The organism is Winogradskyella sp., assembly GCF_016744625.1.
In the GTDB taxonomy this organism is placed as follows: domain Bacteria; phylum Bacteroidota; class Bacteroidia; order Flavobacteriales; family Flavobacteriaceae; genus Winogradskyella.
Map to the genome: position 1 here is coordinate 1 of NZ_JADGDZ010000016.1, position 25887 is coordinate 25887.

A 25887-nucleotide genomic window follows, 5' to 3' on the forward strand; every position below is an offset into this window, starting at 1 on the left:
AACTGGTGGTGATACTAAATCATTTCCGTTTGCATTAGAATTAACATGGCGATCGTATTTAACATCTCCTGTAACTGTTCCATCTACTAATAAGCTAGAATACTCATTAGAATCTGAATTTAAAATAAAATCACCGTTATTAGTTATACCATTATTTACAGTAACTGTATTGGCTTTATTAACGTTTATTGTTGCACCAGAATTAATTGTTAAGTTGTTAATATTAATATCTGAATTTACAGTATATGTTCCATCTTCAACTAAAACGTCCTTTGATGATGTTGAATTAGATGGAGCATTAGGCGTCCATATATTACTACTATAAACAAGACCATCAAATAAGTTAATAGTATAGTCTTCAACTTCACCATAATTAAAAGAACCACATCCGTCTGCACTTGGATTAGCATTATAACGCATTGAAACTCTCATTCTAGTATTACCTGTCGTTACAGTAACAGGTATATTAAATGTTGCACTTACAGAAGCGTTTTGAGTAGGAGCTTGATTCATTACACGCTCGGCATTTGTAAAAATACCGTCTCCATTATAGTCTATCCAAACTCTATAACCTTCCGAAAAGGAGCCACCTGTCCATTCTGGTGTCACTGTTATTGTATAACCTTCACCAACAATTAGAGTTGTAGAAATACTTGTAAAATCAGAATAAGATTGCCCTGTAGATGTATTATCTATTGTATTTAATTGTACTCTAGAAATAAACTCGTCAGAGAAATCATCGCCCTGTGAGGCACAGTAAGTAACAGAGGATGTAGTAAAATTAAAAGCTGTAGAATAAGCAGACGTATTTGAATTACAAAGCGACCTTACCTCATATTCATAATCTGTACTTATACTTAATCCTGTTAGATCATACGAGTTTGTTGTTAAACCCGTTACATCGGACCAAGGTGTTGTACCTACTTCTCTATATCTTAAATCAAAAGTTGACCCAGTTGACGTCCACCCTAAAGTAGCTGAAGCTGTACCTATAGAAGTTGCATTTAAGCTATTGGGTAATGAAGGTGTAATTGGAGTTAATAATACATCAGATAAAGTAACAGTGTTTCCATCACTTATTGATTGACTAGATACTGTTGCTGATTGGTAACATGGAGCCTCAAATAATAAGCTATAAGTACCTCCTTTTATAGGTCTATAATATGCGCCATGATTATCTGTAAATATTTCAGATCCATAAGCATCATGACTTACTACAGTCACTTTAACGTCTTCTATTGGATTACTTGTATTAGCATCTACCACTAAACCTCTAAACCCATAAGTTCCTTGAGTTAAAAAGTCTAATAAAGCATCTCTATTATAATACCAATAATCATCTAATGAGCTTTCCGCTAATATCTTAACATCAGAAAGTTCTATTGTCACCTCTCTACATTGTTGATAAAAATTCATATAATCTTGACGACCACCATAAACTCTATACCATTCAGCTCCGTGGGTTACACCAGGACTCTGTGAATAGTTATGAGCATGTGCTCCACCAGGATTATCCCAATCATCATCATCAGTCATATATGATGCCTTATTATTATATGAAGGTGTTGATGTATTACCAGCATTAGCATCTGTTTGACAGTGCGTAGCGTATTCTACACCAATATGTTCAAACCAATCATTATCTGAATGTATATATTCCTCAGCATAAGCATTATCAAATGGGTAGTTAACCAGTTCTGTACCTCCATGAAAATTTGCAGATATTACAAAATCATTAGCATCTGCCAATGCCATAAATGCTAGAGTTTCTGTTTGATAAACTTGACCATCGTCATGTGGTCCAGCAACGTTGTCTGGATAGTTTCTGTTTAAATCTATATTATTACCATTTCCTCTTCGTGCTTGTGTAACTGATGTATTTCCTGAACTATTATGATACGTTCCATCTGGATTAGCGCTAGGGTTTATCCAGATTTCAGCATTTTCAACTAAATTTTTAATCCTTGCATGATCTGCATGACCAGTATTACTATAAACTGTTAAAATGTAGTCTATTAAAGTTAACATCATTGGATAACCTGCTATTTCATCTCCATGCATAGAAGACGTTAACATTAATTTAGGCTCTTGCTCATCAGTAGATACATTATCTGAAATCTTTACAAATAATAACTCTTTATCTCCTTGACCAGTTGCCCCTATACTAATTTTTTCAACTAACGTAGGATAATCGTTTTCAAAATCTTGCATTTGTTGCGCATATTCTGCATATGTTGGATAAGACGTTACTGGAAAAGTTAATGTGGCAGCACTAGATCTATTTGCTAATGGCCTTACATCATAAATTAAATTCTCATCAACTTCGTTTTCATTCTTAGGAACTTGATATGCTATATTTTGGGATTCAAATTGTCTAAATTGAGTTGTATTTGCCCATGCCTTTACCGTCTTTGTACTTGGGTTATAATTTACCAAAGACATATCTTGGGTAAGGGCCTCTACATCTATATCATTTTCAACTTGAAATGTAAAGGTTAATTCCCCTTTAGTATTAAGATAGTTTTCAGCCTTTTGTTTTTCAGTATTCTGTGCATACGCAGTAAATACAAATAATAGAATAGCGATTAAGGTTAAAGTAATTTTTTTCATCAGTTTGGGGTTTCAATGAATTTTGTTAGGCTGCTAATATATTGCAAAAATTTATAAAATATAGACAAAGCGTAAATAAAATCGACGAAATGCGTAATGATTTTTGTGTATAATATATAAATTACTCATTATCAATACATTAAAAATACTTATCTACATACATATTTTAACAGAAATGAGAGTATTGCATCATATTTGATCCTCTATTTTAATTATTTTTACATATGCTAAATAAAAACTTGCTTGGAGTCAAAAACCTTTCTATTTCATTTTTTAATGAAAAGACAGAAAACCAAATTATTAAGTCTATATCATATGAAATCAAATCCAATGAAATTATAGCCGTTGTCGGAGAGTCTGGTTCAGGTAAATCTATATCTTCTTTAGCATTAATGGGTTTGCTTCCAAAAGGTATTTCTAAAATTACATCTGGTTCGATTGTATTTAATAATTTAAATCTCACTGAATTTTCCGAAAAGGAATTTCAAACAATAAGAGGGAAAGATATCGCTATGATTTTTCAAGAACCTATGAGTTCTTTAAACCCATCTATGCGCTGTGGTAAACAGGTTGAAGAAATTTTAAAACAACATTCAAATCTATCGAAATCTGAAATTAATGCTGAAGTCTTAAACTTATTTGAAAAAGTAAAGCTTCCCAACCCAAATAGAATAGCAAAAGCCTATCCTCACGAAATTTCTGGCGGACAAAAACAACGTGTTATGATTGCTATGGCAATTGCTTGCAAACCTAAACTATTGATTGCAGATGAGCCAACTACAGCTTTAGACGTTACAGTTCAAAAAGATATCTTAGAACTCCTTAAAGAGATTCAGAAAGAAACAAAAATGAGCGTTTTATTTATTTCACATGACTTATCCTTAGTTTCGGAATTAGCTGATAAGGTCATGGTAATGTATAAAGGGGAAATTGTTGAACAAGGTTCAACCAAATCAACATTTAACAACGCAAAACATAATTATACTAAAGCCTTAATTGGAGCTAGGCCATCAACAGAGTTTAGATTAAAGCAGTTGCCTACAATTTCAGATTTTATGTCTAATACTATTAATAAAGCAATAGTATCTGATAGTAATAGAAAAGAAAATCATAAAGAACTTTATAATCAAGAACCTTTATTAGAAGTTATTGATCTAGAAAAGACTTACCTCTCTAGGACAGGTTGGTTTTCAAAAGATGAACCTTTTAAAGCAGTTGATGGCGTAAGTTTTAAAATATATCCTGGTGAAACTGTTGGTCTAGTCGGAGAATCTGGTTGTGGAAAATCTACTTTAGGAAATGCAATACTCCAATTAGATAAAGCAACGAGTGGTAGTATTAAATATAAAGGTAATTCTATTACCAATTTAAAACAAAATGAACTGCGAGAATTACGAAAAGATATTCAAATTATTTTCCAAGATCCTTTTGCTTCACTAAACCCAAGACTTACTATTGGCAATGCTATATTAGAACCAATGAAAGTTCATAATATTGGTAATTCTGATGATGAGCGTAAAGAAAAAGTATTGACCATTTTAGATAAGGTTGGCCTAAATACCTCTTATTATGATAGATATCCTCATGAATTTTCTGGAGGACAAAGACAGCGAATTGGTATTGCAAGAACCATCGCATTAGAACCTCAACTTATTGTTTGTGATGAATCCGTTTCTGCTCTAGATATTTCTGTCCAAGCTCAAGTTCTAAATCTGCTAAATAGTTTAAAAGAACAATTTAGTTTTACATACCTATTTATTTCACACGATTTAGCCGTTGTGAAATATATGGCAGATCAATTGATTGTTATGAATAAAGGGAAAATTGAGGAAATTGGTGATGCTGATAAAATATACGAATCACCAGAAAGAGAATATACCAAAAAATTAATTCATGCTATTCCAAAAGGGTTATAGCATGAATATTTTCTTAGTTAATTCTAAAACACCTGAAATTACTTTCGCGGTATTTTTCAAATTTGAAAACAAAACATTTTCATTTAAAGTAGGTTCTGGTAGATTTGGTTGAGTTTTCATAATTAGTAATTTAAGGTAGATTTGGGGCAAAAAGAATTTTAAGTTTATGGTAAATTTGGTTTAATAGACTTGGGACTGCTAATATGTAACATCTTTTAGATTAATCTGTTTAAACACGTTAAAATTCGATGAAATGCATTTTTATTTAACATTTATACATTTTATTAGAGATTTACCCTACAAAAAACCGCTAAAGACATAGCGGTAAAACTTAGTTGGTTTTAAAAAATTATAATTTCATTTCTGGAATATCTCCATCAATAATTAAATGACCTTCAGTCGCATTTTGAATGTCTTCAACAGAAACTCCTGGTGCGCGTTCTAATAATTTAAATCCTTTTTGTGCTACCTCTAAAACCGCCATGTTTGTTACAATTTTCTTTACACAAGCAACTCCTGTGAGAGGTAATGAACACGATTTCAACAACTTAGATGCTCCTGCTCTATTAGTATGCATCATGGCTACAATAATATTTTCTGCACTAGCTACTAAATCCATAGCTCCACCCATTCCTTTAACCATTTTTCCAGGGATTTTCCAATTAGCTATATCGCCATTTTCTGACACCTCCATTGCTCCAAGTATCGTTAAATCAACATGTTGTCCTCTTATCATTGAAAAACTTGTTGCCGAATCAAAGAAACTTGCTCCTGGTAATGTTGTTATAGTTTGTTTTCCTGCATTAATAATATCTGCATCTTCATCTCCTTCAAAGGGAAATGGTCCCATACCTAATACTCCATTTTCACTTTGAAATTCTACTTCGATATCGTCTCTTACAAAATTGGCAACCAAAGTCGGAATTCCAATTCCTAAGTTAACATAGTAACCGTCTTTAACTTCTTTTGCTATTCGCTTTGCTATTCCGTTTTTATCTAACATGTTTTTCTGTCATTCCTGCGAAGACAGGAATCTTTTTAAATGAAACTTTATTCTTACTGATCGATTCCTGCTTGCACAGGAATGACAAGCCTTAATTATTTCTCTGCCTAACTGTTCTCTGTTCAATTCGTTTTTCAAAATGATCTCCTTGAAATATACGTTGCACAAAAATACCGGGTATGTGTATTTGGTTTGGATCTAATTCACCTACAGGAACTAATTCTTCAACCTCAGCAACAGTAATTTTTGCTGCTCCACACATGTTAGGATTAAAGTTACGTGCTGTTCCTTTAAAGATTAGATTTCCTGCAGCATCACCTTTCCATGCTTTAATAAATCCGAAATCAGCATCAAAAGCATGTTCTAAAACATACATTTTACCATCAAAATCTCTGGTTTCTTTACCTTCTGCTACTTCTGTTCCGTAACCAGCTGGTGTATAAAACGCTGGAAAACCTGCTTGAGCAGCTCTAGCACGTTCAGCCAATGTTCCTTGTGGAATTAATTCCACATCTAACTCACCTGAAAGCATTTGACGTTCAAACTCATCATTCTCACCAACGTAAGACGAAATCATTTTTTTAATTTGCTTTTGCTGTAACAATAGACCCAAACCAAAATCATCTACACCTGCATTATTAGAAATACAGGTTAAATCTTTTACGTTAAGTTTTACCAATTCTGCTATGGCATTTTCAGGTATTCCTGAAAGTCCAAAACCACCAAACATAAACGTCATGCTATTACTAACACCTCGCAATGCTTCAACAACATTGGCTACTTCTTTATTAATCATAAATTGAAAAATTTAGCTTCTTAAAAATACAAAACTACGGCTAGATTTAGTGTTAAAATCTAACTAAAAATAAATGCAATATTAAGGTAAAGGCATAAAATCTACATCTACATCCTCATCTTCAGTGGTCTCAGAATTACTACCTATATCACCTTCGTCTACAGCCGTGCAATCTACATTGATATTAAGTTGAGATGGTTTTTCAAATTTATCAGTAGATACATTAAGTGTTTCATCGGCATAACAAGATTTCATATACAATCCCCAAATTGGCAATGCCATAGAAGCACCTTGGCCATAATGAATTGATTTAAAATGAGCAGCTCTATCTTCTGCTCCTACCCAAACACCAGTTACTAAATTTGGTACCATACCCATAAACCAACCATCACTTTGGTTTTGTGTAGTCCCTGTTTTACCTGCAATTGGGTTTTTAAGCTCATAAGGGTAGCCAGTCATAACTTCTTTATAAACAGCTGACTTCTTTAACCATTCAGAATTATGCCTAAGTCGTTTACCAGAACCAGCATTCGTTACACCTTCCATAAGATTCAAGGTAACATAAGCCACTTCCTCACTCAATACATCTTTACTTTCTGGGGCAAATTGATATAGCACTGTACCATTTTTATCTTCGATACGAGTGACCATTACAGGCTTATTATAAACTCCTTTATTGGCAAATGTAGAATAGGCAGCTACCATCTCGTAAACACTAATATCAGGTGTCCCTAATGCAATTGCTGGTACTGGTAAAATATCTGCTGTTATCCCTAATTTTTTTGCCATCTCAACAACAGGTTGTGGCCCGATTTCGTTCATTAATCGTGCAGTAACAGTATTTGTAGAACTTGCCAATGCATCCTTAAGAGTTTGAATCCCTGAATAATTTCCATCAGAATTCTTAACAGTCCAAGCCTCAGGATTTCCAAATTTATTAGCTTCAATAGTTATTGGAGATCTCGGAAATGAATCGCAAGGAGATAGTTGTAATTGATCTATCGCTGTAGAATAAACAAAAGGCTTAAATGTAGAACCAACTTGGCGCTTTCCTTGTTTTACCATATCGTACTGAAAATGCTTATAATCCATACCACCAACCCATGCTTTAACATGACCAGTAATTGGGTCCATTGACATCATACCTGTACGCATAAATGATTTGTAATAACGCATCGAGTCAATTGGTTTCATTATCGTATCTACTTCACCAGCTTTCCCATTTATCCATTTAAAAACTCGCATTTCTACTGACTTTTCAAATGAGGCTCTAATCTGCTTATCAGATTTTCCTTGGTTTTTGAGTATTCTCCAACGCTCACCACGTTTCATTCCATCATTCATCAGTTTGGTGATTTCAGATTGATCTAACTCTAAAAATGGAGCTGTTTTGTTTCGCTTTGGTGTGTTTTGATTATCAAATTCGGCTTGAAGTCTTGGCATATGTTGTGCAACTGCATCTTCTGCATATTTTTGCATTCGCGAATCTATCGTTGTGAAAACTTTTAATCCATCACTATACAAATCGTATTTGCTACCATCTGGTTTTCTATTGTTTTTGTCATTCGCCCAATCTTTCATAAAACCTCTTAAGTATTCTCTGAAATAGGTTGCAATTCCTTCTTTATGGGTTTCTGGCGAGAAATTTAAATCTAGCTCAGTTTTTTGAAGAGAATCTTTAACAGATTCCGTTATATATCCATACTTCATCATCTGATATAGAACAACATTACGCCTATTTTTAACTCCAACTGGGTTTCTTGATGGTATAGGATTATATAAAGATGAATTCTTAAACATTCCAACCAACATAGCAGATTCTTTTAAATCTAACTCCATTGGCTCTTTGTTAAAATAAATTCTTGATGCGGAACGAATACCATCACCATTATTACCAAAGTCATAAATATTAAAATACATGGCAATAATCTCTTCTTTTGTATATTGACGCTCCAATCTTATAGCTATAACCCATTCTTTTATTTTTTGAGTTATTGCTTCAAACTTATTATTAGATCTAATTCCTACAAATAACTGTCTCGAAACCTGCTGAGATATTGTACTAGCTCCTCCACTTCCCCCTAAGCTAGAAATAGCTCTTAATGTTCCTCTGGCATCGATACCAGAATGCTCATAATGACGTACATCTTCTGTTGCTATTAAGGCGTCTACTAAATTCTTTGGTAAATCCTCAAAACCGATGGGTGTTCTGTTGTCATTAAAATAAAACTTTCCAAGGGTTTTAGCATCTGTAGAAATAATTTCTGTTGCTAAATTGGTTTCAGGATTTTCCAATCTTGTATGGTCTGGCATTTCGCCTAATGCTCCCCAAGATGCTAACAAGAATAATAAAATCACTGCTAAGATACCACCTGCAAATGCCATCCAAAACCAACGAATGTATTTTGAAAAATCTAATGTTTCTGCTTTAGATTGTGTTGCTTTCTTCTTTGCCATAATTACTACTTTTGAGCCTGTTCTACTCTAAAACCTATATCTGTTATTCCTTCTAAATTCATAATACCATTGACGTCTCCGTTGTTTCTCATCGCATGCTGTATGATGACTGTGTAATCTCCTTCCTCTTCAAATTGAAAAGGTGCTTTAAATCCTCTAAACCAAAGTTTATTTTCTTTAATATCCGAAAACCCTGTTCCTAGAAGCTCACCATTTGGTGCTGCCATTTTGTATTCTAAAGTGTCTTTAACTGCTTTTCCGTTGGGATAATTCAACTCGACAATAAGAAATAAATTACTAAACTGATAATCGTTAGTATTTCTTAACTGCACATACAAATCGTAATTCTTTAAGGTATCTGGTGCTTTAAAATTAAAACTAGCAATAGAATCTTTGTTCCATTGATCTGGTACTGATTTATAAACATCGTAAACCGATTTTGAGTCACAACTTGTGATTAAAAAACAAAAGATAACTGCTAGAAACAGTAACCTACTAGTTCTTTTCTGCATTTGGCTTCTGATTTGACTTTTGATTACGATTTTTATTTCGGTTTCGATTTTTGTTGTTGTTCCTATTGTTTTTACGTTTGTTTTTCGATTTTGGATTATCGAAACGTGTTAAACTATCTTGACCAACAACGTTTTCAAACTCGTTTTTAGTGTCTTGAATGTGCTCAGCTGCATATTCTTCTAGACTTGCAACTTTCTCTTTTTTCTTATTCTTGGCAATAATTTCATTAGCTTGATCTGTAGTAATCACATGCCAATTCATCCATTCACCTTCATAAGCAAACCACATTAGTCCTTTAAAAATATCTGTCTTTTGACAAACAGCATTTCCTTTTTCAGTATAAAGTTTAGCGTCTTTTTTAGGGAATGCTTTTAATGCATCTAAGTAAGCATCTAATTCGTAATTAAGGCAACACTTTAATTTACCACATTGCCCTGCAAGCTTTAAAGGATTTAGAGATAGCTGTTGATAACGCGCTGCTGATGTACTAACCGACCTAAAATCTGTTAACCACGTAGAACAACATAGTTCTCTACCACAAGAACCTATTCCACCTAGTCTTGCTGCTTCTTGTCTAAAGCCAACTTGCTTCATTTCGATACGTGTTCTAAACTCGCGTGCAAAGACTTTAATAAGCTCTCTAAAATCTACGCGTTCTTCTGCTGTATAATAAAAAGTTGCCTTACTTGCATCACCTTGAAATTCTATATCCGAAATTTTCATTTTCAGATTTAAATCAATAGCAAACTGACGTGCTCTCACCTTCATTGGCTCTTCCTTGTCGCGAGAAGCAGACCAAATATCGATATCTTTTTGTGATGCTTTTCTATATATTTTTAGAACGTTCTCAGCATCTTCAAGATTTACTTTCTTTCGCTTCATCTGCACTCTAACCAGTTCACCTGTGAGTGTAACCATTCCTATATCGTGGCCAGATTTTGCTTGTGTAGCAACAATATCTCCAATGCTTAAAGTAAGATTTTCTGTGTTTTTATAATATTGTTTTCTGCCGTTCTTAAAACGTACTTCTACACCAATAAAAGGTTCTTGTCCGTTAGGAAGTGACATATTAGCTAACCAATCAAAAACAGTAAGTTTATTGCAGCTATCTGTACCACAAGTCCCATTGTTTTTGCATCCTTTTGGTTGGCCGTCTTCACCAGTTGAGCAACTGTTACAAGCCATAAAAATTATATATATTAAGTCTAGATGTCTAAAAAAATCTAGATAAAGGATTCATAAATAAATTAAAAAGTAAAGATAAGATTATTTCTTTAGTTAGCTAACTTAGGTTTAAAGACTGTTTTTGAGGGTTTTATGAAAATATTTTCATAACTTAATGCTCACATTTTTAGTTGACACCTATATTAGTTTAAACCAACACATCTAAAATTATGAAATCTAAAATTACATTATTCGTTTTTCTGCTCTTTGTCATGAGTTTTTGCAGAGCTCAAACTCCAGATGTTTCTGTTAATGGAGGTGAATTTGTTTTTAATCCTGAAAAAAAACCATGTTTAACTTCAGAGCAAAGACGTGATATAATTCAAACAGTTAAATCTAGCCTCGAAGAATTACAACTTCAAAATAATCTATACTATTCTGAAAGTCGAAGAGGTAATCATCCTCTTTTTATTTGGCCAATTCAAAAAGCTAGCAATGTAACTTTTAATGATGTTTGGGCTATTTCTAACTATGTAGACCATAATACAAACTTCCCTAATCAAATTACAGATTATAATTGTGGCACAAAATCTTACGACACAACTAGTGGATACAACCACCAAGGAATGGATATTTACAATTGGCCATTCACATGGAAATTAATGGATGATGATGGCGTAGAAATAATCGCAGCGGCTCCAGGGCAAATCATTTATAAAAGTGATGGTGAGTTTGACCGTAGTTGTAACTTTAACACTACAACGCCTTGGAATGCAGTCTATGTGCAACATAGTGATGGAAGTGTTACTATGTATGGACATATGAAAAATGGGTCTACCACTTCAAAAAATGTTGGTGATATGGTAACTGAAGGCGAATATTTAGGAATTGTAGGAAGCTCTGGTGTTTCTACTGGACCTCATTTACATTTTGAAGTTTATGAAGGTGTCGTTAATAATATACTTACAGGTTTAATAGACCCTTATTTTGGAAGTTGTAATAGTATGAATGTTGATTCTTGGTGGGCAAATCAAAAACCATATGTAAACCCGAAAATAAATGCAGTATTAACACATAGTCAACCTCCAAATATTTTCCCCCCTTGTCCAACAACTGAAACCACTTATATAAGTGATGATTTTGAAACTGACGACACTATCTATCCTGCTTTTTATCTAAGAGACCAAACTGCTGGCGATAATATATTTCTTGAAATTATAAGACCAGATAACACAACTTTATTTAATAATTGGAATATTTCGGTACAAACAACAGCCTCATCTTGGTATTATTATTGGAGCTTAAGTGGTCATTTTGAAATGGAAGGTGAATGGAAATGGCAAGTGACTTTTGCTGGAGAAACCGTTACACACACATTCAATGTTGTTAATCCTCTAAGTGTTGATGAAAATGATTTTAGTCAAACTTCGTTGTATCCTAATCCATTTAATACTATTATAAATATTAACTCTAAAACTAAAATCAAAAACGCAACTGTTGTTGATATTTTAGGTAAAACGGTTTTACATTTTAATGAAAATTCAGCTGATGGTATAAAAGACCTGAATCTTTCTCAACTTTCTAATGGCATGTATTTTGTAACACTTGAAGGTGAAGAAAATCAGAAGAAAACTATTAAAATAATAAAGAGGTAAACTAAAAAAACTCTAACTATATAGAGTCTTTTATATTTTCTAAGTATCCTTAACTGTAATTATTTTTACAGGACAAGCTTTAGAAGCGTTTAAACTGGGTTCTAGAATCTCATAGTTTTTTGATTTAAGTGTATAAAATCCTTTTTTTTCTTCGGAATGAAGCAAAACAGATTTACCGTCTTTTTTAGACATTTGAAATTGATTTGGTGCCAGTTCTACACAGTAATTACAGCCAATACATTTATGGCGTTGTAAGGTTATAACAACCATTAAACTTCAACTTTATTTTCTACTATTTTATATAATTTATCCGATGGTCTAATTCGAAATTCTAAAGGAATAGTAATAGAATCACCCTTTGTTCCTTTTTCTAACGAATTATCGTTAACGAGCATCTCTTTTAATTGAAACTCTTGAGCTCCTGTTGTTGGACCTGTGACTAAGATAGTATCTCCTATAGATACATCATAAGCCTCTATTTTAAACTCTCCTATTTGAGCCTTAGGATAAAAATGAACACCCTTACCAATATATACTTTCTTCTGTGTAGCATGGCTGCCAGATCCTTTACTCCATTCTCCTAACTTTTGACCTAAATAATATCCACTCCAAAATCCGCGATTATAAACTTTTTCAAGTTCTTGCATCCAAGAAATAACTTGTTCTTTAGAATATTGGTTATTTCCTAAACTGTCTATGGCTTCTCTATAACACTTTATAACTTTAGCAACATATTCTGGCGCACGACCACGACCTTCAATCTTTAAAACTTTTATACCAGCATCTGCTACTTGGTCTAAAAAATCGATAGTACATAAATCTTTTGGTGACATAATGTACTCGTTATCTAGTTCCATTTCAATACCAGTTTCCTGATCAATAACTGTATATTTCTTTCTGCAATTTTGCTTACAAGCTCCTCTATTAGCCGATGAATTATATGCATGAAGACTCATGTAACATTTACCGGAAACAGCCATGCATAGTGCACCATGTCCAAATATTTCTATTTCAATCAATTTACCTGATGGCCCTTTTATTTGCTCTTTTTCAATCTGTTCTGTAATATGCCTTACTTGCCTTAAACTTAATTCTCTACTTAAAACCATAGTGTCAGCAAACATGGCATAAAATTTAACCGCCTCTATATTGGTAACATTAATTTGCGTGGAGATATGTACTTCCATTTTATGCTCTCTTGCGACAGCAATAACAGCTTGATCCATGGCAATAACTGCTGTTACATTTGCTTCTTTAGCTTTTTTAATCAATGTTTTTACAATTGATAAATCGTGATCGTAGATTATTGTATTTAAGGTTAGATAACTTCGAACATTTTTAGCTTCGCAACGCTCAACAATTTTTGGTAAATCGTCTAAAGTAAAATTAATCGAAGCTCTCGCTCTCATATTGAGTTGCTCGACTCCAAAATAAATAGAATCCGCACCATTATCTAAAGCCGCCTGCAAGGATTCAAAATTTCCTGCAGGTGCCATTAGTTCTATCTTTTGCATAACTAATTAGCTTTTATCAGTTTTCAAGGTTTCAAATATATTCCGCAAGTCCTTTTTAAAAGGTAAATGGTCTGCTCTTCCTTTTTTAAAGATATCATTACTATTACCTTGACCTTTCCGTAATGCCTTTTGCTCCTCATATGGTAATCTGTTTATTTCCATACAATTTGTTGAGCAGCAATTTTCCATTTTTTCTTTACATGTTTCACATTGTATAAACAACAAATGGCAGGCTTCATTAGCGCAATTGGTATGTAAATCTGCAGGTTCTCCACATTGATGGCAATTGGCGATGACATCATCAGAGATTCGTTCTGAACGTCGCTCATCAAAAACAAAATTCTTACCTAAAAATTTATTTTCTAAACCTTCTGCTTCAATCTGCCTAACGTAGTTTATAATTCCTCCTTCGAGCTGAAATACATTTTTAAAACCTTTATGTTTATAATAAGCACTTGCTTTTTCACATCGAATCCCACCAGTACAATACATTACTAATTTTTTACCCTCTTTGTGTTCTCGCAAATCTTCTTCTATTAAATCTAGAGATTCTCTAAAAGTATCTACATCTGGTGTTACAGCATTTTTAAAATGACCTATTTCACTTTCATAATGGTTTCTCATATCTACCAAAACTGTATTTGGATCTTCTATGAGTTCATTGAATTTTTCAGCATTAACATGGACACCTTTGTTTCTAACATCAAAGGATTCATCATTTAAACCATCCGCTACAATTTTGTTTCTCACTTTAACTTTCAGTTTTAAAAAGGCAAAATTATCGTGCTCAATAGCAATATTCAATCTTACATTTTCTAGAAAAGAAATGGTGTCTAAATGATTTTTAAAGATTTCAAAATTTTCAGCAGGCACAGAGAGTTGTGCATTAATGCCTTCTTTTGCTACATAAATTCTTCCTAAGACCTCTTGTTGGTCCCAAGTTAAAAACATATGGTTTCTGAAAATTTCAGTGTTGCCAATTTTGGCGTACTTGTAGAAAGAGATTGTTAAGCGTTCTTTTCCCGCTTTTTCAATAAGTTCTGCTCTTTCTTTGGCACTTAAGTTGTTGTACAGTTGCATGCTATACTAATTTTAAGGTTAAAGAATAATTAAAACGCAAAGGTATTATTTTTAGTTAAATGCTTAGGACGAAGCACAAAAAAAGCACTTTAAAAATTTTAAAGCGCTTTTTAGATTAACTACCAACTTAAAACTAAACTAAAAAAGTTAACCTACATCGGCTTCACAGCTACCGCGGATTTAACAGCAGCTGAAACACCTAATGTTTTGCTAATTTAATTGTTAAAGTAGAAAACTTGTTTCTAGACTTATCGCAACATTATAGTTTACATAGCAATTATTTCCTTTTTCATTTAGTAGATGTAAAAAGTGTAAAATGGTTGCGTCATAAAATTGAAATAATTAAAATAAGTGGTATTTTTGGAGATACATTAATTAAGACATATAGAAGAAATGAGCAGTGAAAAAGACGCAAAATTAAAAGCACTAAAATTAACCCTAGACAAGCTTGATAAAGCCTACGGAAAAGGGACTGTAATGAAAATGAGTGATCAGGCTATTGAAGATGTAGATGCGATTTCATCGGGTTCTTTAGGTTTAGATATTGCTCTAGGAGTCGGTGGATATCCAAGAGGAAGAGTTATAGAGATATATGGACCAGAATCTTCTGGAAAAACAACACTGACATTACATGCAATTGCCGAAGCACAAAAAGCTGGTGGTATTGCTGCCTTTATTGATGCCGAACATGCTTTTGATCGTTTTTATGCTGAGAATTTAGGTATCGACATTGATAACTTAATTATTTCTCAACCAGATAATGGTGAACAAGCTCTAGAAATTGCAGATAATTTAATTAGATCTGGTGCTATTGATATTGTTGTTATTGACTCTGTAGCTGCATTAACACCAAAAAGTGAAATTGAAGGAGAAATGGGAGATTCTAAAATGGGCTTACATGCACGTTTAATGTCTCAAGCTTTAAGAAAGTTAACCGCTTCAATTAGTAAAACAAATTGTACAGTCATTTTCATTAACCAGTTACGTGAAAAAATTGGTGTAATGTTTGGTAACCCAGAAACTACTACTGGTGGTAACGCTCTTAAATTCTATGCTTCTGTTAGATTAGATATTAGACGTTCTACACAAATTAAAGATAGCGATAGTAACGTTATGGGTAATAAAACCCGAGTTAAAGTGGTTAAAAATAAAGTTGCACCACCATTTAGACTAGCAGAGTTTGATATTATGTATGGAGAAGGTATATCTAAAGTTGGAGAAGTTTTAGATTTAGCTGTAACCCACGAAATTGTAAAAAAGAGTGGTTCTTGGTTTAGCTATGGGGACACTAAACTTGGTCAAGGACGTGACGCCGTTAAATCTCTGATTAAGGACAATCCTGATTTAATGGATGAATTAGAGGAAAAAGTTAGGGCATTAATTAACGAGTCTAAATAAAAAAATAAAAATCCTGATAAAAATTCAGGATTTTTTTAGTTTTAGACGCAACCCTTTTGTGTTTTTTGCATCTACTAAGTAATAATTAATTTTTTAGAAACGAAATATGAGGAAATATTTAATGTATTTATCTTTATTTATATCAGTAAGTTCATGTAGTATTGAGGACAGTAATCCACCAAATTTCTATTTGGAAATAATGTCTATTCAAAGTGTAGACATCCCTATTGAATTTATACATGGAGAAACACACGAAATCTCTATGACCTACAGTAGGCCTAATGATTGTTACGAATTTAATGATTTTATATTCCAACCAAATTTAAATCAAAGAACTGTAGCTGTTGTTAATACCGTTTATACAGATCAAGATTGTTTTGGGTCTACCGAACAAGTAGAAGTTAGTTTTGATTTTCAAGTTAATAGTTTAGAAACCTATGTGTTTAGGTTTTATCAAGGATCCGATACGGGAGGTCAGGATCAATATTATATTGTAGAAGTTCCCGTTGTTGTGCCCGAAGATTAGAACTTTATAGCAATTTAAACTTTTTATTACTAACTAACTAATCCCTGAACTAATGTGAGTTTAGATAGACTCATAAAGAACTGTATTAAACAAGATGCTCAAGCTCAAAGCCAATTATACAAGCAATATGCAAGTAAACTATTTTCGCTTTGTCTTAAGTATTCTAAAAATTATGTGGAAGCAGAAGACAATCTGCATGATGCATTTATAACTGTATTTAGTAAAATAGGTCAGTATAAAAACAAAGGCTCTTTTGAAGGTTGGCTAAAACGCATTGCAATTAATACATCATTGCAACGCTACAGAGAAGATGTTGGAGTTTATGATATTATAAACGAAGGCAATATTAAAGATGTCTCAGTAGATATTAATGATGAAGATGTGACTATTGATTTTTTATTGAAAATCATTCAAGAATTGCCAGATCGCTACAGATTGGTATTTAATTTGTATGTATTAGATGGATATTCACATGTAGAAATTAGCGAATTAATTAGTATTTCAACAGGAACCTCGAAATCTAATTTAGCGAGAGCGCGATCGATTTTAAAAGAAAAAATAGAAGATTACAAAGCGAAGTCAAATTCGCATTATAGATAATGAACAATAAGAAAAACATAGACCGACTTTTTCAAGAAAAGTTTAAAGATTTTGAGGTAGCACCTAATGATGCTGTTTGGAATCGCATAAACGAAAGTCTTCCTAATAAAAAGAAAAAGCGAAGAATTATTGCGCTTTGGTGGCAAATTGGCGGAGTTGCCGCAGTGATTGCATTGTTATTGACTGTTGGTGTTTCTGTATTTAACTCTGATGACAACAATAATCAAAATCTTCCTATTGTAAATACTGATAAAAGCGATGCTGAAAACAAGCAAAATCAGGATAATTTAAATACTACAACCGATTCTAAACAAGATGAGTTAATAAATACTAGTGAAGACACGCTTAAGTTAGTCTCTTCAGATTCACAAGAAGAATCTAATTTAGAAGAAGGAAAAAGTAGTCTGCATCAACAGAAGACTAATTCTGGTCAGCTAACAACTCCTGTGAAATCTCAATTAAATACTGTTGTTAATAATTCTAATGAAAAAGAAAAGACTTCAACTTCTCTTAAATTCAATAAATTAAAAACTATTACTAATAAAGAAAATAATACTAAAGTAGTCTCAAATACTAAAAAAGGTAATACTATTTCGGAGCAATCAAAAGCAATTAAACTTGTGCCTGAATCTGAATTAAATTCAGGAATTGAGAAAACTAAAAAAGATAATACTACAGCAACAGTAGATAATTCAACATCTAAAAAAACAGAAGCTAAAAGCACAAAAGCAAATAATAATGATGATGCTAACACGAATGATTCAGCTATAACCGAAGATCCTAAAAAAGAATCAATACAAAACGCTATTGCAGAAAACACTGAAGCTATAGATGAAAAAGAAGATAAACAAAACAGGTGGAGCATTTCTCCAAATGTTGCACCTGTTTATTACAGTTCTTTGGGTCAAGGCTCTTCTTTAGACCAGCAGTTTAACGATAATACTAAAAGTAGTGCTATTAATATGAGTTATGGTATTACTGGAGCTTATGTTGTTTCTAAAAAACTGAAGATTAGAGCTGGTGTTAACCGTGTTAATCTTAATCAAAAGACTTCAGATGTCTTCGCCTTTACAGGGCCAGAAATAGTATCAAGAGGAGGTTCTGTTGAGCAGTCAACTGGAAATATTACATTTAATAATAAAGTGCAAAATGTACTACTAATGAGCTCTACAATGTTGAGCACATCTTCAGCACCAGAAGCCTTTAATACTAAATTAGCTGGTGATGTTGATCAACGTTTTGTTTTTATTGAAGTGCCTCTAGAATTAGAATATCGCTTATTAGATAAAAAGTTTGGTATTAATGTCATTGGCGGATTCAGTACTTTCTTTTTAAATCAGAATGAGATCTATGCAGATATAGATGGAACTTCAACATTAATTGGTGAAGCTAATAACATTAATGACACTAGTTTTAGTGCCAACTTTGGATTAGGCTTAGATTATAGCCTTACAAAACAATGGAATATCAATCTTGAACCTCAGTTCAAGTACCAAATAAATACATTCAATAATACGTCTGGTAATTTCAGACCCTTCTTTGTTGGTGTATATACTGGATTAAGTTTTAAGTTTTAGGTTAAATTAGGTTATTGTAATACTATTAAGCAATGATGGATGCAATGATGACAAAAGCTACTCGTGGTTGAGTAGCTTTTTTGTTTTTACTGTATCACTAGTCAATTCATTCAAAATAATGTTTCTAGCTTTTTCATTAAGAGATTTTGTGTCTTTTGTAGTTAATCCTTCTGTATTTAAAAACTTATGAATCTTCGCTCGCATTCTTCCAGGCCCACCACTAAAGAAGGTATATGAAAATCGCTTTTTATTATCATAAAAGGTTATAGGTATAATAGGTATTTGATGATTAATTGCCAAACGAAATGCTCCGTCTTTAAAAGCATCTAATAAAATATGCTCTTCAGGCACTCCTCCTTCGGGAAAGATACATATACTCAACCCTTGCTTTAATCTCCGTTGTGCTCTCAAAAAAACAGTCTGTCTACTTTTAGCACTGCTTCTATCTACTAAAATACATGTGCGTTTATAAAAGAAACCAAATAGTGGGATTTTAGCTAATTCCTTCTTTCCAACAAACACAAATGGGTTTTTAGAAGCTACCAACATCAACATAATATCTGCCATTGAAGTATGATTAGCCACAAACATGTAACTTTTTTTAGGTTCTAGTATTTCTTCTTTCGTGATTTTGTAACCAAAACCCATTCCTATTAAAATAAACTTAGACCAAATCCGAGCGAGTCTAAAAAAATAAGGGTACCATTTCTCTTTAGAGATTGAAATGATTAGCAATGGAAACAATACTAATATTGGTATTAGTACAAGAATGTAAAACCAAATACGATATAAAACCCAAAACGGATATTTAAATATTGTCATAGCATCAAAACTAAGTAAATAGTTCTACTAAAAAAATTATCTTTGCGCATCGTTTAACTTTTAAAGAGATTCCTGCTTTCGCAGGAAGTTGACATGGCAAGAATACTAACAGGAATACAAAGTACAGGAACACCACACTTAGGTAATATCTTAGGCGCAATTTTACCAGCAATAGAACAAGCAAAAGATGATGCAAATGACTCTTATTTGTTTATTGCAGATATGCACTCTTTAACTCAAATTAAAGATGCTGGTACACTTCGTCAAAACACATATTCTACAGCTGCTACATGGTTGGCTTTTGGGTTAGATTTCAAGAAAACCGTGTTTTATAGACAAAGTGATGTGCCACAAGTTACCGAGTTGTCTTGGTACTTAAGTTGTTTCTTCCCATATCAACGTTTAACATTAGCACATAGTTTTAAAGATAAAGCAGATCGTTTAGAGGATGTCAATTCAGGCTTGTTTACATATCCAATGTTAATGGCTGCAGACATTTTATTATATGATGCCGAAATCATACCTGTAGGAAAAGACCAAGAACAGCATATAGAGATGACACGTGATGTGGCTTCTCGTTTTCATGCTAAAATGGGAGATACTTTTGTTTTACCAAAAGCAAACATACAAAAAGACACTATGCTGATTCCTGGAACAGATGGTACGAAAATGAGTAAGAGCAAGGGTAATATTATTAATATCTTTTTACCAGAAAAAAAACTACGTAAGCAAATTATGTCTATTGAAACAGACAGCACATCTTTAGAAGATCCTAAAGATTGGAAAACTTGTAACTGTTTTGCATTGTATGAATTACTAGCTTCAGAAGAAGAAATTAATCTCATGAAATCTAACTATGAAAAAGGCGGTTATGGTTATGGTCATGCAAAGCAAGCTTTATTTCATTTGATAATGCTTAAATTCGATAAACCACGAGATCGTTATCAGTCTTACATGAATAATCTTAGTGCACTAGATGAAGTATTATTTGATGGTGCTAGAAAAGCAAAAGATGTTGCAAATGAAGTCTTAAAACGTGTTAGAGATAAAGTCGGTTATTAAATAACCTCAAACAGCTTACCAGGCAAAGGTCTAACAACACCTTTCAACTCCATATTTAATAAAATACCAGCTATTTTGTAGGTTGGCATTTCACAGCGTAAAGCAATAACATCCAACAACTCTTTGTCATTCTCTTTTAGAAAATTATAGATGATTTTCTCATCTGGATCTAACTCAACAAATAATTGTTTTTGCGCTACTGGTTTTTTATCAGATTCTAATTCCCAGTTTAACATATATGGCACATCCAACGGATTAGATAATAAATGTGCTTTCTGAAATTTTATCAGATTATTACAACCAACACTTTGGCTATCTGTTGTTCTTCCTGGTACAGCAAAGACTTCTCGGTTATATGAGTTTGCAATATCAGCCGTTACCAAGCTTCCTCCTTTTTCCGCCGATTCTATAACAATGGTTGCTTCGCTAAGACCTGCAATAATTCTATTTCGTTTTAAAAAATTATTTCTATCAAAAGGGTCTGTACTCCAAAAATCGGTGTAAAAACCACCATGATTTTCAACATCAGCAACATATTTTTTATGCACTTTAGGATAGATTTGGTTCAAACCATGGGCTAAGCAACCTATGGTTTGTAAATTATGCTTTATTGCAGCTTTCTGAGCTGTAATGTCTGTGCCATAAGCAAAACCAGAAACTATAATCGGATTAAATTGCGATAAGGATTCAATCAATTTTTCACAGAATGCAATACCACTTGTTGTTATTTTACGTGCGCCAACAATACTAATAATGTGTTGTTGTTTTAAATTTATGTTTCCCGATTGAAACAAGACTATTGGTCCATCAATACAATGTTTTAAACGTTCTGGATACGTGTCTTCTGTAAAGTAATGGGAAACAATATTATTATCTTTGATGAATCTTAATTCATTTTCAGCTTCTTCAAGATGAATTTTATCAAAAAGCCCTTCAATAGTAATGGTGCCAATACCATCAATTTTTAAAAGTTTAGATTTCTTCTCTTTTAAAACACCTTCAGCAGAACCACAATGATTTATTAACTTTTTAGCCGTTGTAGCTCCTATTTTTGGCACATGTTGTAAAGCTAATGCATAAATTAATTGTTGATCTGTCATTATAAAGTATTGATTTCAAACCTACAAGAAACTAAATTTTTCTGATGTTAATAACTAAATCGTGCTAAACTTCTTTCAGAATCAAAAATTTTTAACTTTGCTTCATATGCAGTTAGAGACTTACATTAGCGACCTTTTATACCGTTACGATTGTGTTACTGTTCCTGGTTTTGGGGCATTTTTAACGAATCGTGTTTCGGCTAAAGTGCATGAAACAACTCATACATTTTATCCGCCTAAAAAGGTGTTGTCTTTTAATGAACAACTACAAAATAACGATGGTTTACTAGCTAACTATATTGCTGAGGTTGAAAAAATACCATATTCTACAGCTACAGATAAGATTTCCAAACAAGTGAAATCTATAAAATCATATTTAGTTGAAGGGGAAACTATTCAGTTTGAAAACATTGGTGAATTGATTTTAAATACAAATGGAAAGATTGTTTTCGATCCTTCTAATCATGTCAATTATTTAACTGATGCTTTTGGATTGTCGCACTTTTCTTCTTCTGATATTACACGTGAGGTATACAAAGAAACAGTTGAGACTGTTGAGGCCACTGCACCTATTGCATTGACACCAGAAAGACGTTCTAATAACAACTGGCTTAAATATGCTGCTACTGCTGTTGTTTTTTTAGGTTTATGCGGTTTTGGAGCTGCAAATTATTACAATAATACTATTGAAGATCATAATCAGTTGGCTCAAGAACAAGCCAATGAACAACTTAACGCTAAAGTACAGGAAGCTACTTTTGTTATAAGTAATCCATTACCAGCTGCGACTTTATCTCTAGATAAACAAAGTGGTAATTACCATATTGTTGCTGGTGCTTTTAGAGTTGAGGCTAATTCTGATAAAAAAGTAAATCAGTTAAGAGCCAAAGGTTATAAGGCCAGAAAAATTGGTGCTAATCGTTATGGTTTACACGAAGTGGTTTACGCAAGCTTTGAAAATAGAGCAGACGCAAAACGTGAGCTATACAAAATTCGTCGTGAGCATAATCGCGATGCTTGGTTGTTGATTAAGAAACTTAAATAAGTTTCTACTTCACTTCGACTACGTTCAGTGCTAGCTCGAATGATAAACTTTCTTTAATAATAGTATTCTGTTATTCTCAATTTATTTCAGCATCTTTAAGTTTATTAAAATTCGTACACCTACAATCTAAAATCCCTTTATCTTTGCGCCAAATTTGAAAACTTATGCAATCAAGAACTGCTTTTCAATCTAAAACGATAGTTACCGATTTAGTTTTACCAAGTGAAACTAATCCTATCAATAATTTATTTGGTGGTGAATTGTTAGCACGTATGGACCGAGCGGCTAGTATATCTGCAAGGCGTCATTCTAGACGGATTGTTGTTACCGCATCTGTAAATCATGTAGCCTTTAACCGATCTGTACCTTTAGGAAGCGTCGTTATGATTGAAGCTAAAGTATCTAGAGCATTTACATCTTCTATGGAAGTGTATATGGACGTTTGGATTGAAGATAGAGAGTCTGGTGAGTGTATTAAAGCCAATGAAGCTATTTATACATTTGTTGCTGTAGATGAAACAGGTCGCCCTGTAAAAGTGCCAGAACTTGTGCCAGAAACTGAGTTAGAAAAACAACGTTTTGATGCTGCATTGAGACGTAAACAATTGAGTTTATTATTGGCTGGAAAAATAAAGCCAAATGAAGCTACTGAACTGAAGGCCCTTTTTGAATAGTGCTTTGTCATTTCTTGAGCAAGGTATCTATATCTAAAAAAACTGAATTAAATTTAGATTCCCATCAAGTGAGGAACAACAAGTTCTATTAAACCTTTTTAACTATTACCTGTCTTATCATTAGACCAAATTTATTTAATGATGAGATATTTAGTTTATACTTTAATTTTCGTTTTTGTATTAAGTCTTAGCTCTTGCGCAAGTCGTGTTGTGGTAAAACAACCTGCAACAACAGTAACTTTAGTTAAAAAACTACCTCGACAGTACAAAGTTATCCTTGTAAAAGGTAAACGTTACTATTTCTTTAATGAAAACCACCATAGAAAAACTAAAAGAGGTTTTGTTGTGGTAAAAGTTTAATTAAAACTTAGATAACCAAGACTGAGGGTTAAGTTTCTGGCTACTTTTATAGATTCTAAAATCTAACAAAGTTTCTCCACTTGTTTTATTGGTGAATACCTCTCCTATCTCTTGTCCTCTTATAACCTTATCTCCAGATTTAACATATATCTTTGATAAATTATAGTAGATGGTAAAGTAATTTCCATGTTGAATTATAACCCCTGGATTCCCTCGTTTCACAATTATTATCCTAGAGACTTCACCATTAAATACAGCCATAACCTTCGCGTTATTTTCTGTCGCAATTTTAACTCCAGAATTGTTAACTTCAACTGAACTATCCGTCAAGGAACGTGTCTTACCAAACTTTCCTTTTATAACTCCTCTAGAAACAGGCCAGCCCAATTTTCCTTTATTTGCTTGAAAATTAGCGGATAGCTTTTTTGCTTCTGGTGTTTCTATAAACTTACCAGAAGATGATTTCTTTCCAGCTTTTTTATTAGATGCCGCAATCGCCTCTTTTATTAAACGATCTATTTGCTTATCTAAGTCTCTAACCTCTTGTCTTTTCTTTTTTATTTGAGCCGAAAACTTACTCATATCAGACTTAATCGAAGCCATTAAAACTTCTCTTTGTTTTAATTCACCCTCTAGTTTTCGCTTAACAGCTCGGTTTTCTTCTATCAATTTTTTCTTGTCTTCTTTTTGCTTTGATAGTTGAATGTTTAAATCTTGTAATTCTTTAGTTTTAGTTTTTATAGCTTCACCTTGCTCTTTCTGATAATTAGCATATTGCTTAATGTACTGTAACCTTTTGTATGCTTGTGAAAAGTTACTTGAAGACAATAGAAACATTACTTTACTTTGTTCTGACTTACTTTTGTATGACTTTACAAGCATTGCTGCATAGTCATCTTTTAACTCTTGAAGTTGAGTTCTAAGACTAGTAATCTCTTTTTGATTTGCATTAATCTCTCTGGTCAATAAATTGGCCTGCTCATTTGTAATTCTAATCAGATTTTTTCTAGCATTTACTTTGAGGTTAATATCTTCAATCAGTGTAATTACTGATTTTTCCTCTTTCTTATTAGAGAATAATAAGGCGTTTATTTGCTTAATTTCTTTAATTCTTTGTTGACGTTGTGCCTCCAATGCTTTTTGCTTATCACTTTGCGCAAAAAGGGTGAAACAAGACATTAACAGTCCAAAAATAAATGTTGTATAGAAACGTTTAGTCTTCATTACTTAATAACAATTTCGTCATACCCTTTTGGAATTTTAAACGGAAAACGCACATCTCCATTTAGAGACACAGATTTAAATTCCATAGTAATTGCAACCTGTTCAGAATCTTCAGTTGCAATTATTCTTATATTTTGAGGTAGTACTTGGTTTTTCACTTCTTGATAAGATGAATAATCGACTTGAAGTATTCTTCTTTTCAATTGCTGATATAACTGCAAACTATCCATTTTAAAATGAGATGGATTAATCAGGTAAAACAATTCTAAAAGCGCATTCTGATCTTTCGGTTGCAGCGCATAAGAGTTTTCATTCACCTCAACTTTATGAGGCTCATCTTTTAGATTATATATGGTTTGACCTAAAAGAATATTTTGAACCTTTGTAAAATCTAAATCTACACCAACAAAATCACTCAATAGCTTGTAATCTCCGTCAAAATATTGATTATCTAATTTATTATAAAAACTAACACGTTCTGGTGTAATCATCATTCTGGCTAAACCAAGTTTTGCACTTAACCAAATAACTTTATCTTTTTCAATTCTTATATTAAATGTTGACCCTTGCTCTTTTTGATTTTGAGTGATATCTATTTTAACTTTTGCTTGAAGCGTTTTAAAATCGGCATCATTCTTTTGGTGCTGCTTAATAACTTGCTTTGCAGAGAGTTTATTGCTAGCCTCACCAGATGCAATGACACTTTTAGTAGACTTGCAACTAAATGCTAATAGCACTAAAAATGCGCTAAGTGTAATCTTTAGATTTTTATAGGCTTGAGGTAATTTCAT

General features: G+C 32.9%; 23 protein-coding genes. 10 read left to right on the plus strand and 13 right to left on the minus strand.

Features of this window, described 5'->3' with window-relative positions; translation table 11 throughout:
- A partial coding sequence (locus QZZ53_RS05515; protein WP_296382363.1) for a M14 family zinc carboxypeptidase occupies window positions 1-2610 on the minus strand: 2610 nt, incomplete at its 3' end.
- A gap of 224 nt (window positions 2611-2834) precedes the next feature.
- On the opposite strand from QZZ53_RS05515, the gene QZZ53_RS05520 reads away from it, so the two are divergent.
- Entirely contained in the window at window positions 2835-4526 is a 1692-nt protein-coding gene (locus tag QZZ53_RS05520) for an ABC transporter ATP-binding protein (RefSeq protein ID WP_296382365.1), read from the plus strand.
- Between the two features lie 349 nt (window positions 4527-4875).
- Here the strand turns inward: QZZ53_RS05520 and QZZ53_RS05525 are convergent, their stop codons facing one another.
- The 5 genes from QZZ53_RS05525 to ricT form a co-directional block, all read right to left on the minus strand.
- Window positions 4876-5529 (minus strand): CoA transferase subunit B, encoded by a 654-nt coding sequence (locus QZZ53_RS05525; protein WP_296382367.1) that lies wholly within the window; start codon window positions 5527-5529, stop codon window positions 4876-4878.
- Between the two features lie 91 nt (window positions 5530-5620).
- A complete protein-coding gene (locus QZZ53_RS05530) occupies window positions 5621-6325 on the minus strand; it encodes a CoA transferase subunit A (protein ID WP_296382368.1) in 705 nt (234 codons plus the stop codon).
- Window positions 6326-6406: 81 nt separating this feature from the next.
- Window positions 6407-8782 (minus strand): transglycosylase domain-containing protein, encoded by a 2376-nt coding sequence (locus tag QZZ53_RS05535; RefSeq protein WP_296382370.1) that lies wholly within the window; start codon window positions 8780-8782, stop codon window positions 6407-6409.
- A 5-nt stretch (window positions 8783-8787) separates the two neighbouring features.
- Window positions 8788-9294 (minus strand): gliding motility lipoprotein GldH, encoded by a 507-nt coding sequence (locus QZZ53_RS05540; protein ID WP_296382372.1) that lies wholly within the window; start codon window positions 9292-9294, stop codon window positions 8788-8790.
- Window positions 9278-10480: a regulatory iron-sulfur-containing complex subunit RicT gene (gene ricT / locus QZZ53_RS05545; RefSeq protein WP_296382373.1), complete on the minus strand. Its 1203-nt coding sequence runs from the start codon at window positions 10478-10480 to the stop codon at window positions 9278-9280. Before ricT ends, QZZ53_RS05540 begins: the two co-directional genes overlap by 17 nt.
- A 209-nt stretch (window positions 10481-10689) precedes the next feature.
- Between ricT and QZZ53_RS05550 the strand changes: the two genes are divergently transcribed.
- Complete coding sequence (locus tag QZZ53_RS05550) at window positions 10690-12114, plus strand: peptidoglycan DD-metalloendopeptidase family protein (RefSeq protein WP_296382375.1); 1425 nt, start codon at window positions 10690-10692, stop codon at window positions 12112-12114.
- 39 nt (window positions 12115-12153) lie between these two features.
- On the opposite strand, the gene QZZ53_RS05555 is transcribed toward QZZ53_RS05550, so the two are convergent.
- From QZZ53_RS05555 to QZZ53_RS05565, 3 genes are read right to left on the minus strand one after another with little or no spacing between them, the layout of a single operon-like run.
- On the minus strand, window positions 12154-12384 hold the full coding sequence (locus tag QZZ53_RS05555) for a ferredoxin (RefSeq protein WP_296382377.1): 231 nt from the start codon (window positions 12382-12384) through the stop codon (window positions 12154-12156).
- Window positions 12384-13628, minus strand: coding sequence for a peptidase U32 family protein (locus QZZ53_RS05560; protein ID WP_296382379.1), 1245 nt, complete (start codon window positions 13626-13628; stop codon window positions 12384-12386). The genes QZZ53_RS05555 and QZZ53_RS05560 overlap by 1 nt, the downstream gene beginning before the upstream one ends.
- Window positions 13629-13634: 6 nt before the next feature.
- Entirely contained in the window at window positions 13635-14708 is a 1074-nt protein-coding gene (locus tag QZZ53_RS05565) for a rhodanese-related sulfurtransferase (RefSeq protein WP_296382381.1), read from the minus strand.
- A gap of 393 nt (window positions 14709-15101) precedes the next feature.
- On the opposite strand from QZZ53_RS05565, the gene recA reads away from it, so the two are divergent.
- The 4 genes from recA to QZZ53_RS05585 all read left to right on the plus strand — a co-directional run bounded on the left by recA (window position 15102) and on the right by QZZ53_RS05585 (window position 18809).
- The gene (gene recA, locus QZZ53_RS05570; RefSeq protein ID WP_296382383.1) at window positions 15102-16106 is read left to right on the plus strand and encodes a recombinase RecA; all 1005 of its coding nucleotides are present in this window, start codon (window positions 15102-15104) and stop codon (window positions 16104-16106) included.
- A gap of 106 nt (window positions 16107-16212) precedes the next feature.
- The gene (locus tag QZZ53_RS05575) at window positions 16213-16632 is read left to right on the plus strand and encodes a hypothetical protein (protein ID WP_296382385.1); all 420 of its coding nucleotides are present in this window, start codon (window positions 16213-16215) and stop codon (window positions 16630-16632) included.
- Between the two features lie 54 nt (window positions 16633-16686).
- On the plus strand, window positions 16687-17232 hold the full coding sequence (locus tag QZZ53_RS05580; RefSeq protein WP_296382387.1) for an RNA polymerase sigma factor: 546 nt from the start codon (window positions 16687-16689) through the stop codon (window positions 17230-17232).
- Window positions 17232-18809, plus strand: a complete 1578-nt coding sequence (locus tag QZZ53_RS05585; RefSeq protein WP_296382389.1) for a hypothetical protein — start codon at window positions 17232-17234, stop codon at window positions 18807-18809. Before QZZ53_RS05580 ends, QZZ53_RS05585 begins: the two co-directional genes overlap by 1 nt.
- A gap of 57 nt (window positions 18810-18866) precedes the next feature.
- On the opposite strand, the gene QZZ53_RS05590 is transcribed toward QZZ53_RS05585, so the two are convergent.
- Window positions 18867-19631: a lysophospholipid acyltransferase family protein gene (locus tag QZZ53_RS05590; protein ID WP_296382391.1), complete on the minus strand. Its 765-nt coding sequence runs from the start codon at window positions 19629-19631 to the stop codon at window positions 18867-18869.
- A gap of 93 nt (window positions 19632-19724) precedes the next feature.
- Between QZZ53_RS05590 and trpS the strand changes: the two genes are divergently transcribed.
- On the plus strand, window positions 19725-20693 hold the full coding sequence (gene trpS / locus QZZ53_RS05595) for a tryptophan--tRNA ligase (RefSeq protein WP_296382394.1): 969 nt from the start codon (window positions 19725-19727) through the stop codon (window positions 20691-20693).
- Here trpS and dprA read toward each other — a convergent pair.
- Window positions 20690-21793, minus strand: coding sequence for a DNA-processing protein DprA (dprA, locus tag QZZ53_RS05600; RefSeq protein ID WP_296382396.1), 1104 nt, complete (start codon window positions 21791-21793; stop codon window positions 20690-20692). The two genes, trpS and dprA, sit on opposite strands and share 4 nt — an antisense overlap.
- A 106-nt stretch (window positions 21794-21899) precedes the next feature.
- On the opposite strand from dprA, the gene QZZ53_RS05605 reads away from it, so the two are divergent.
- From QZZ53_RS05605 to QZZ53_RS05615, 3 genes are all read left to right on the plus strand, one after another.
- Window positions 21900-22838: an SPOR domain-containing protein gene (locus QZZ53_RS05605; RefSeq protein ID WP_296382397.1), complete on the plus strand. Its 939-nt coding sequence runs from the start codon at window positions 21900-21902 to the stop codon at window positions 22836-22838.
- A gap of 164 nt (window positions 22839-23002) precedes the next feature.
- Window positions 23003-23512 carry an acyl-CoA thioesterase gene (locus QZZ53_RS05610; protein WP_296382399.1) on the plus strand — a complete coding sequence of 170 codons (510 nt, stop codon included), beginning with the start codon at window positions 23003-23005 and terminating at the stop codon, window positions 23510-23512.
- A 138-nt stretch (window positions 23513-23650) separates the two neighbouring features.
- Window positions 23651-23872, plus strand: coding sequence for a hypothetical protein (locus QZZ53_RS05615; protein ID WP_296382401.1), 222 nt, complete (start codon window positions 23651-23653; stop codon window positions 23870-23872).
- Here the strand turns inward: QZZ53_RS05615 and QZZ53_RS05620 are convergent, their stop codons facing one another.
- Together QZZ53_RS05620 and QZZ53_RS05625 are read right to left on the minus strand one after the other, a co-directional pair.
- On the minus strand, window positions 23873-25096 hold the full coding sequence (locus QZZ53_RS05620; protein ID WP_296382403.1) for a peptidoglycan DD-metalloendopeptidase family protein: 1224 nt from the start codon (window positions 25094-25096) through the stop codon (window positions 23873-23875).
- Window positions 25096-25887, minus strand: coding sequence for a DUF4292 domain-containing protein (locus tag QZZ53_RS05625; protein ID WP_296382405.1), 792 nt, complete (start codon window positions 25885-25887; stop codon window positions 25096-25098). The genes QZZ53_RS05620 and QZZ53_RS05625 overlap by 1 nt, the downstream gene beginning before the upstream one ends.

Bases quoted from the DNA above. Each gene is read 5' to 3' on its own strand.
- QZZ53_RS05555 (WP_296382377.1), bottom strand. From the start codon at position 12,384: ATGGTTGTTATAACCTTACAACGCCATAAATGTATTGGCTGTAATTAC.
- QZZ53_RS05575 (WP_296382385.1), top strand. From the start codon at position 16,213: ATGAGGAAATATTTAATGTATTTATCTTTATTTATATCAGTAAGTTCA.
- recA (WP_296382383.1), top strand. From the start codon at position 15,102: ATGAGCAGTGAAAAAGACGCAAAATTAAAAGCACTAAAATTAACCCTA.
- QZZ53_RS05625 (WP_296382405.1), bottom strand. From the start codon at position 25,887: ATGAAATTACCTCAAGCCTATAAAAATCTAAAGATTACACTTAGCGCA.
- QZZ53_RS05525 (WP_296382367.1), bottom strand. From the start codon at position 5,529: ATGTTAGATAAAAACGGAATAGCAAAGCGAATAGCAAAAGAAGTTAAA.
- QZZ53_RS05605 (WP_296382397.1), top strand. From the start codon at position 21,900: ATGCAGTTAGAGACTTACATTAGCGACCTTTTATACCGTTACGATTGT.
- QZZ53_RS05520 (WP_296382365.1), top strand. From the start codon at position 2,835: ATGCTAAATAAAAACTTGCTTGGAGTCAAAAACCTTTCTATTTCATTT.
- QZZ53_RS05530 (WP_296382368.1), bottom strand. From the start codon at position 6,325: ATGATTAATAAAGAAGTAGCCAATGTTGTTGAAGCATTGCGAGGTGTT.
- QZZ53_RS05620 (WP_296382403.1), bottom strand. From the start codon at position 25,096: ATGAAGACTAAACGTTTCTATACAACATTTATTTTTGGACTGTTAATG.
- ricT (WP_296382373.1), bottom strand. From the start codon at position 10,480: ATGGCTTGTAACAGTTGCTCAACTGGTGAAGACGGCCAACCAAAAGGA.
- trpS (WP_296382394.1), top strand. From the start codon at position 19,725: ATGGCAAGAATACTAACAGGAATACAAAGTACAGGAACACCACACTTA.
- QZZ53_RS05535 (WP_296382370.1), bottom strand. From the start codon at position 8,782: ATGGCAAAGAAGAAAGCAACACAATCTAAAGCAGAAACATTAGATTTT.
- dprA (WP_296382396.1), bottom strand. From the start codon at position 21,793: ATGACAGATCAACAATTAATTTATGCATTAGCTTTACAACATGTGCCA.
- QZZ53_RS05610 (WP_296382399.1), top strand. From the start codon at position 23,003: ATGCAATCAAGAACTGCTTTTCAATCTAAAACGATAGTTACCGATTTA.
- QZZ53_RS05615 (WP_296382401.1), top strand. From the start codon at position 23,651: ATGATGAGATATTTAGTTTATACTTTAATTTTCGTTTTTGTATTAAGT.
- QZZ53_RS05560 (WP_296382379.1), bottom strand. From the start codon at position 13,628: ATGCAAAAGATAGAACTAATGGCACCTGCAGGAAATTTTGAATCCTTG.
- QZZ53_RS05590 (WP_296382391.1), bottom strand. From the start codon at position 19,631: ATGACAATATTTAAATATCCGTTTTGGGTTTTATATCGTATTTGGTTT.
- QZZ53_RS05540 (WP_296382372.1), bottom strand. From the start codon at position 9,294: ATGCAGAAAAGAACTAGTAGGTTACTGTTTCTAGCAGTTATCTTTTGT.
- QZZ53_RS05565 (WP_296382381.1), bottom strand. From the start codon at position 14,708: ATGCAACTGTACAACAACTTAAGTGCCAAAGAAAGAGCAGAACTTATT.
- QZZ53_RS05550 (WP_296382375.1), top strand. From the start codon at position 10,690: ATGAAATCTAAAATTACATTATTCGTTTTTCTGCTCTTTGTCATGAGT.
- QZZ53_RS05585 (WP_296382389.1), top strand. From the start codon at position 17,232: ATGAACAATAAGAAAAACATAGACCGACTTTTTCAAGAAAAGTTTAAA.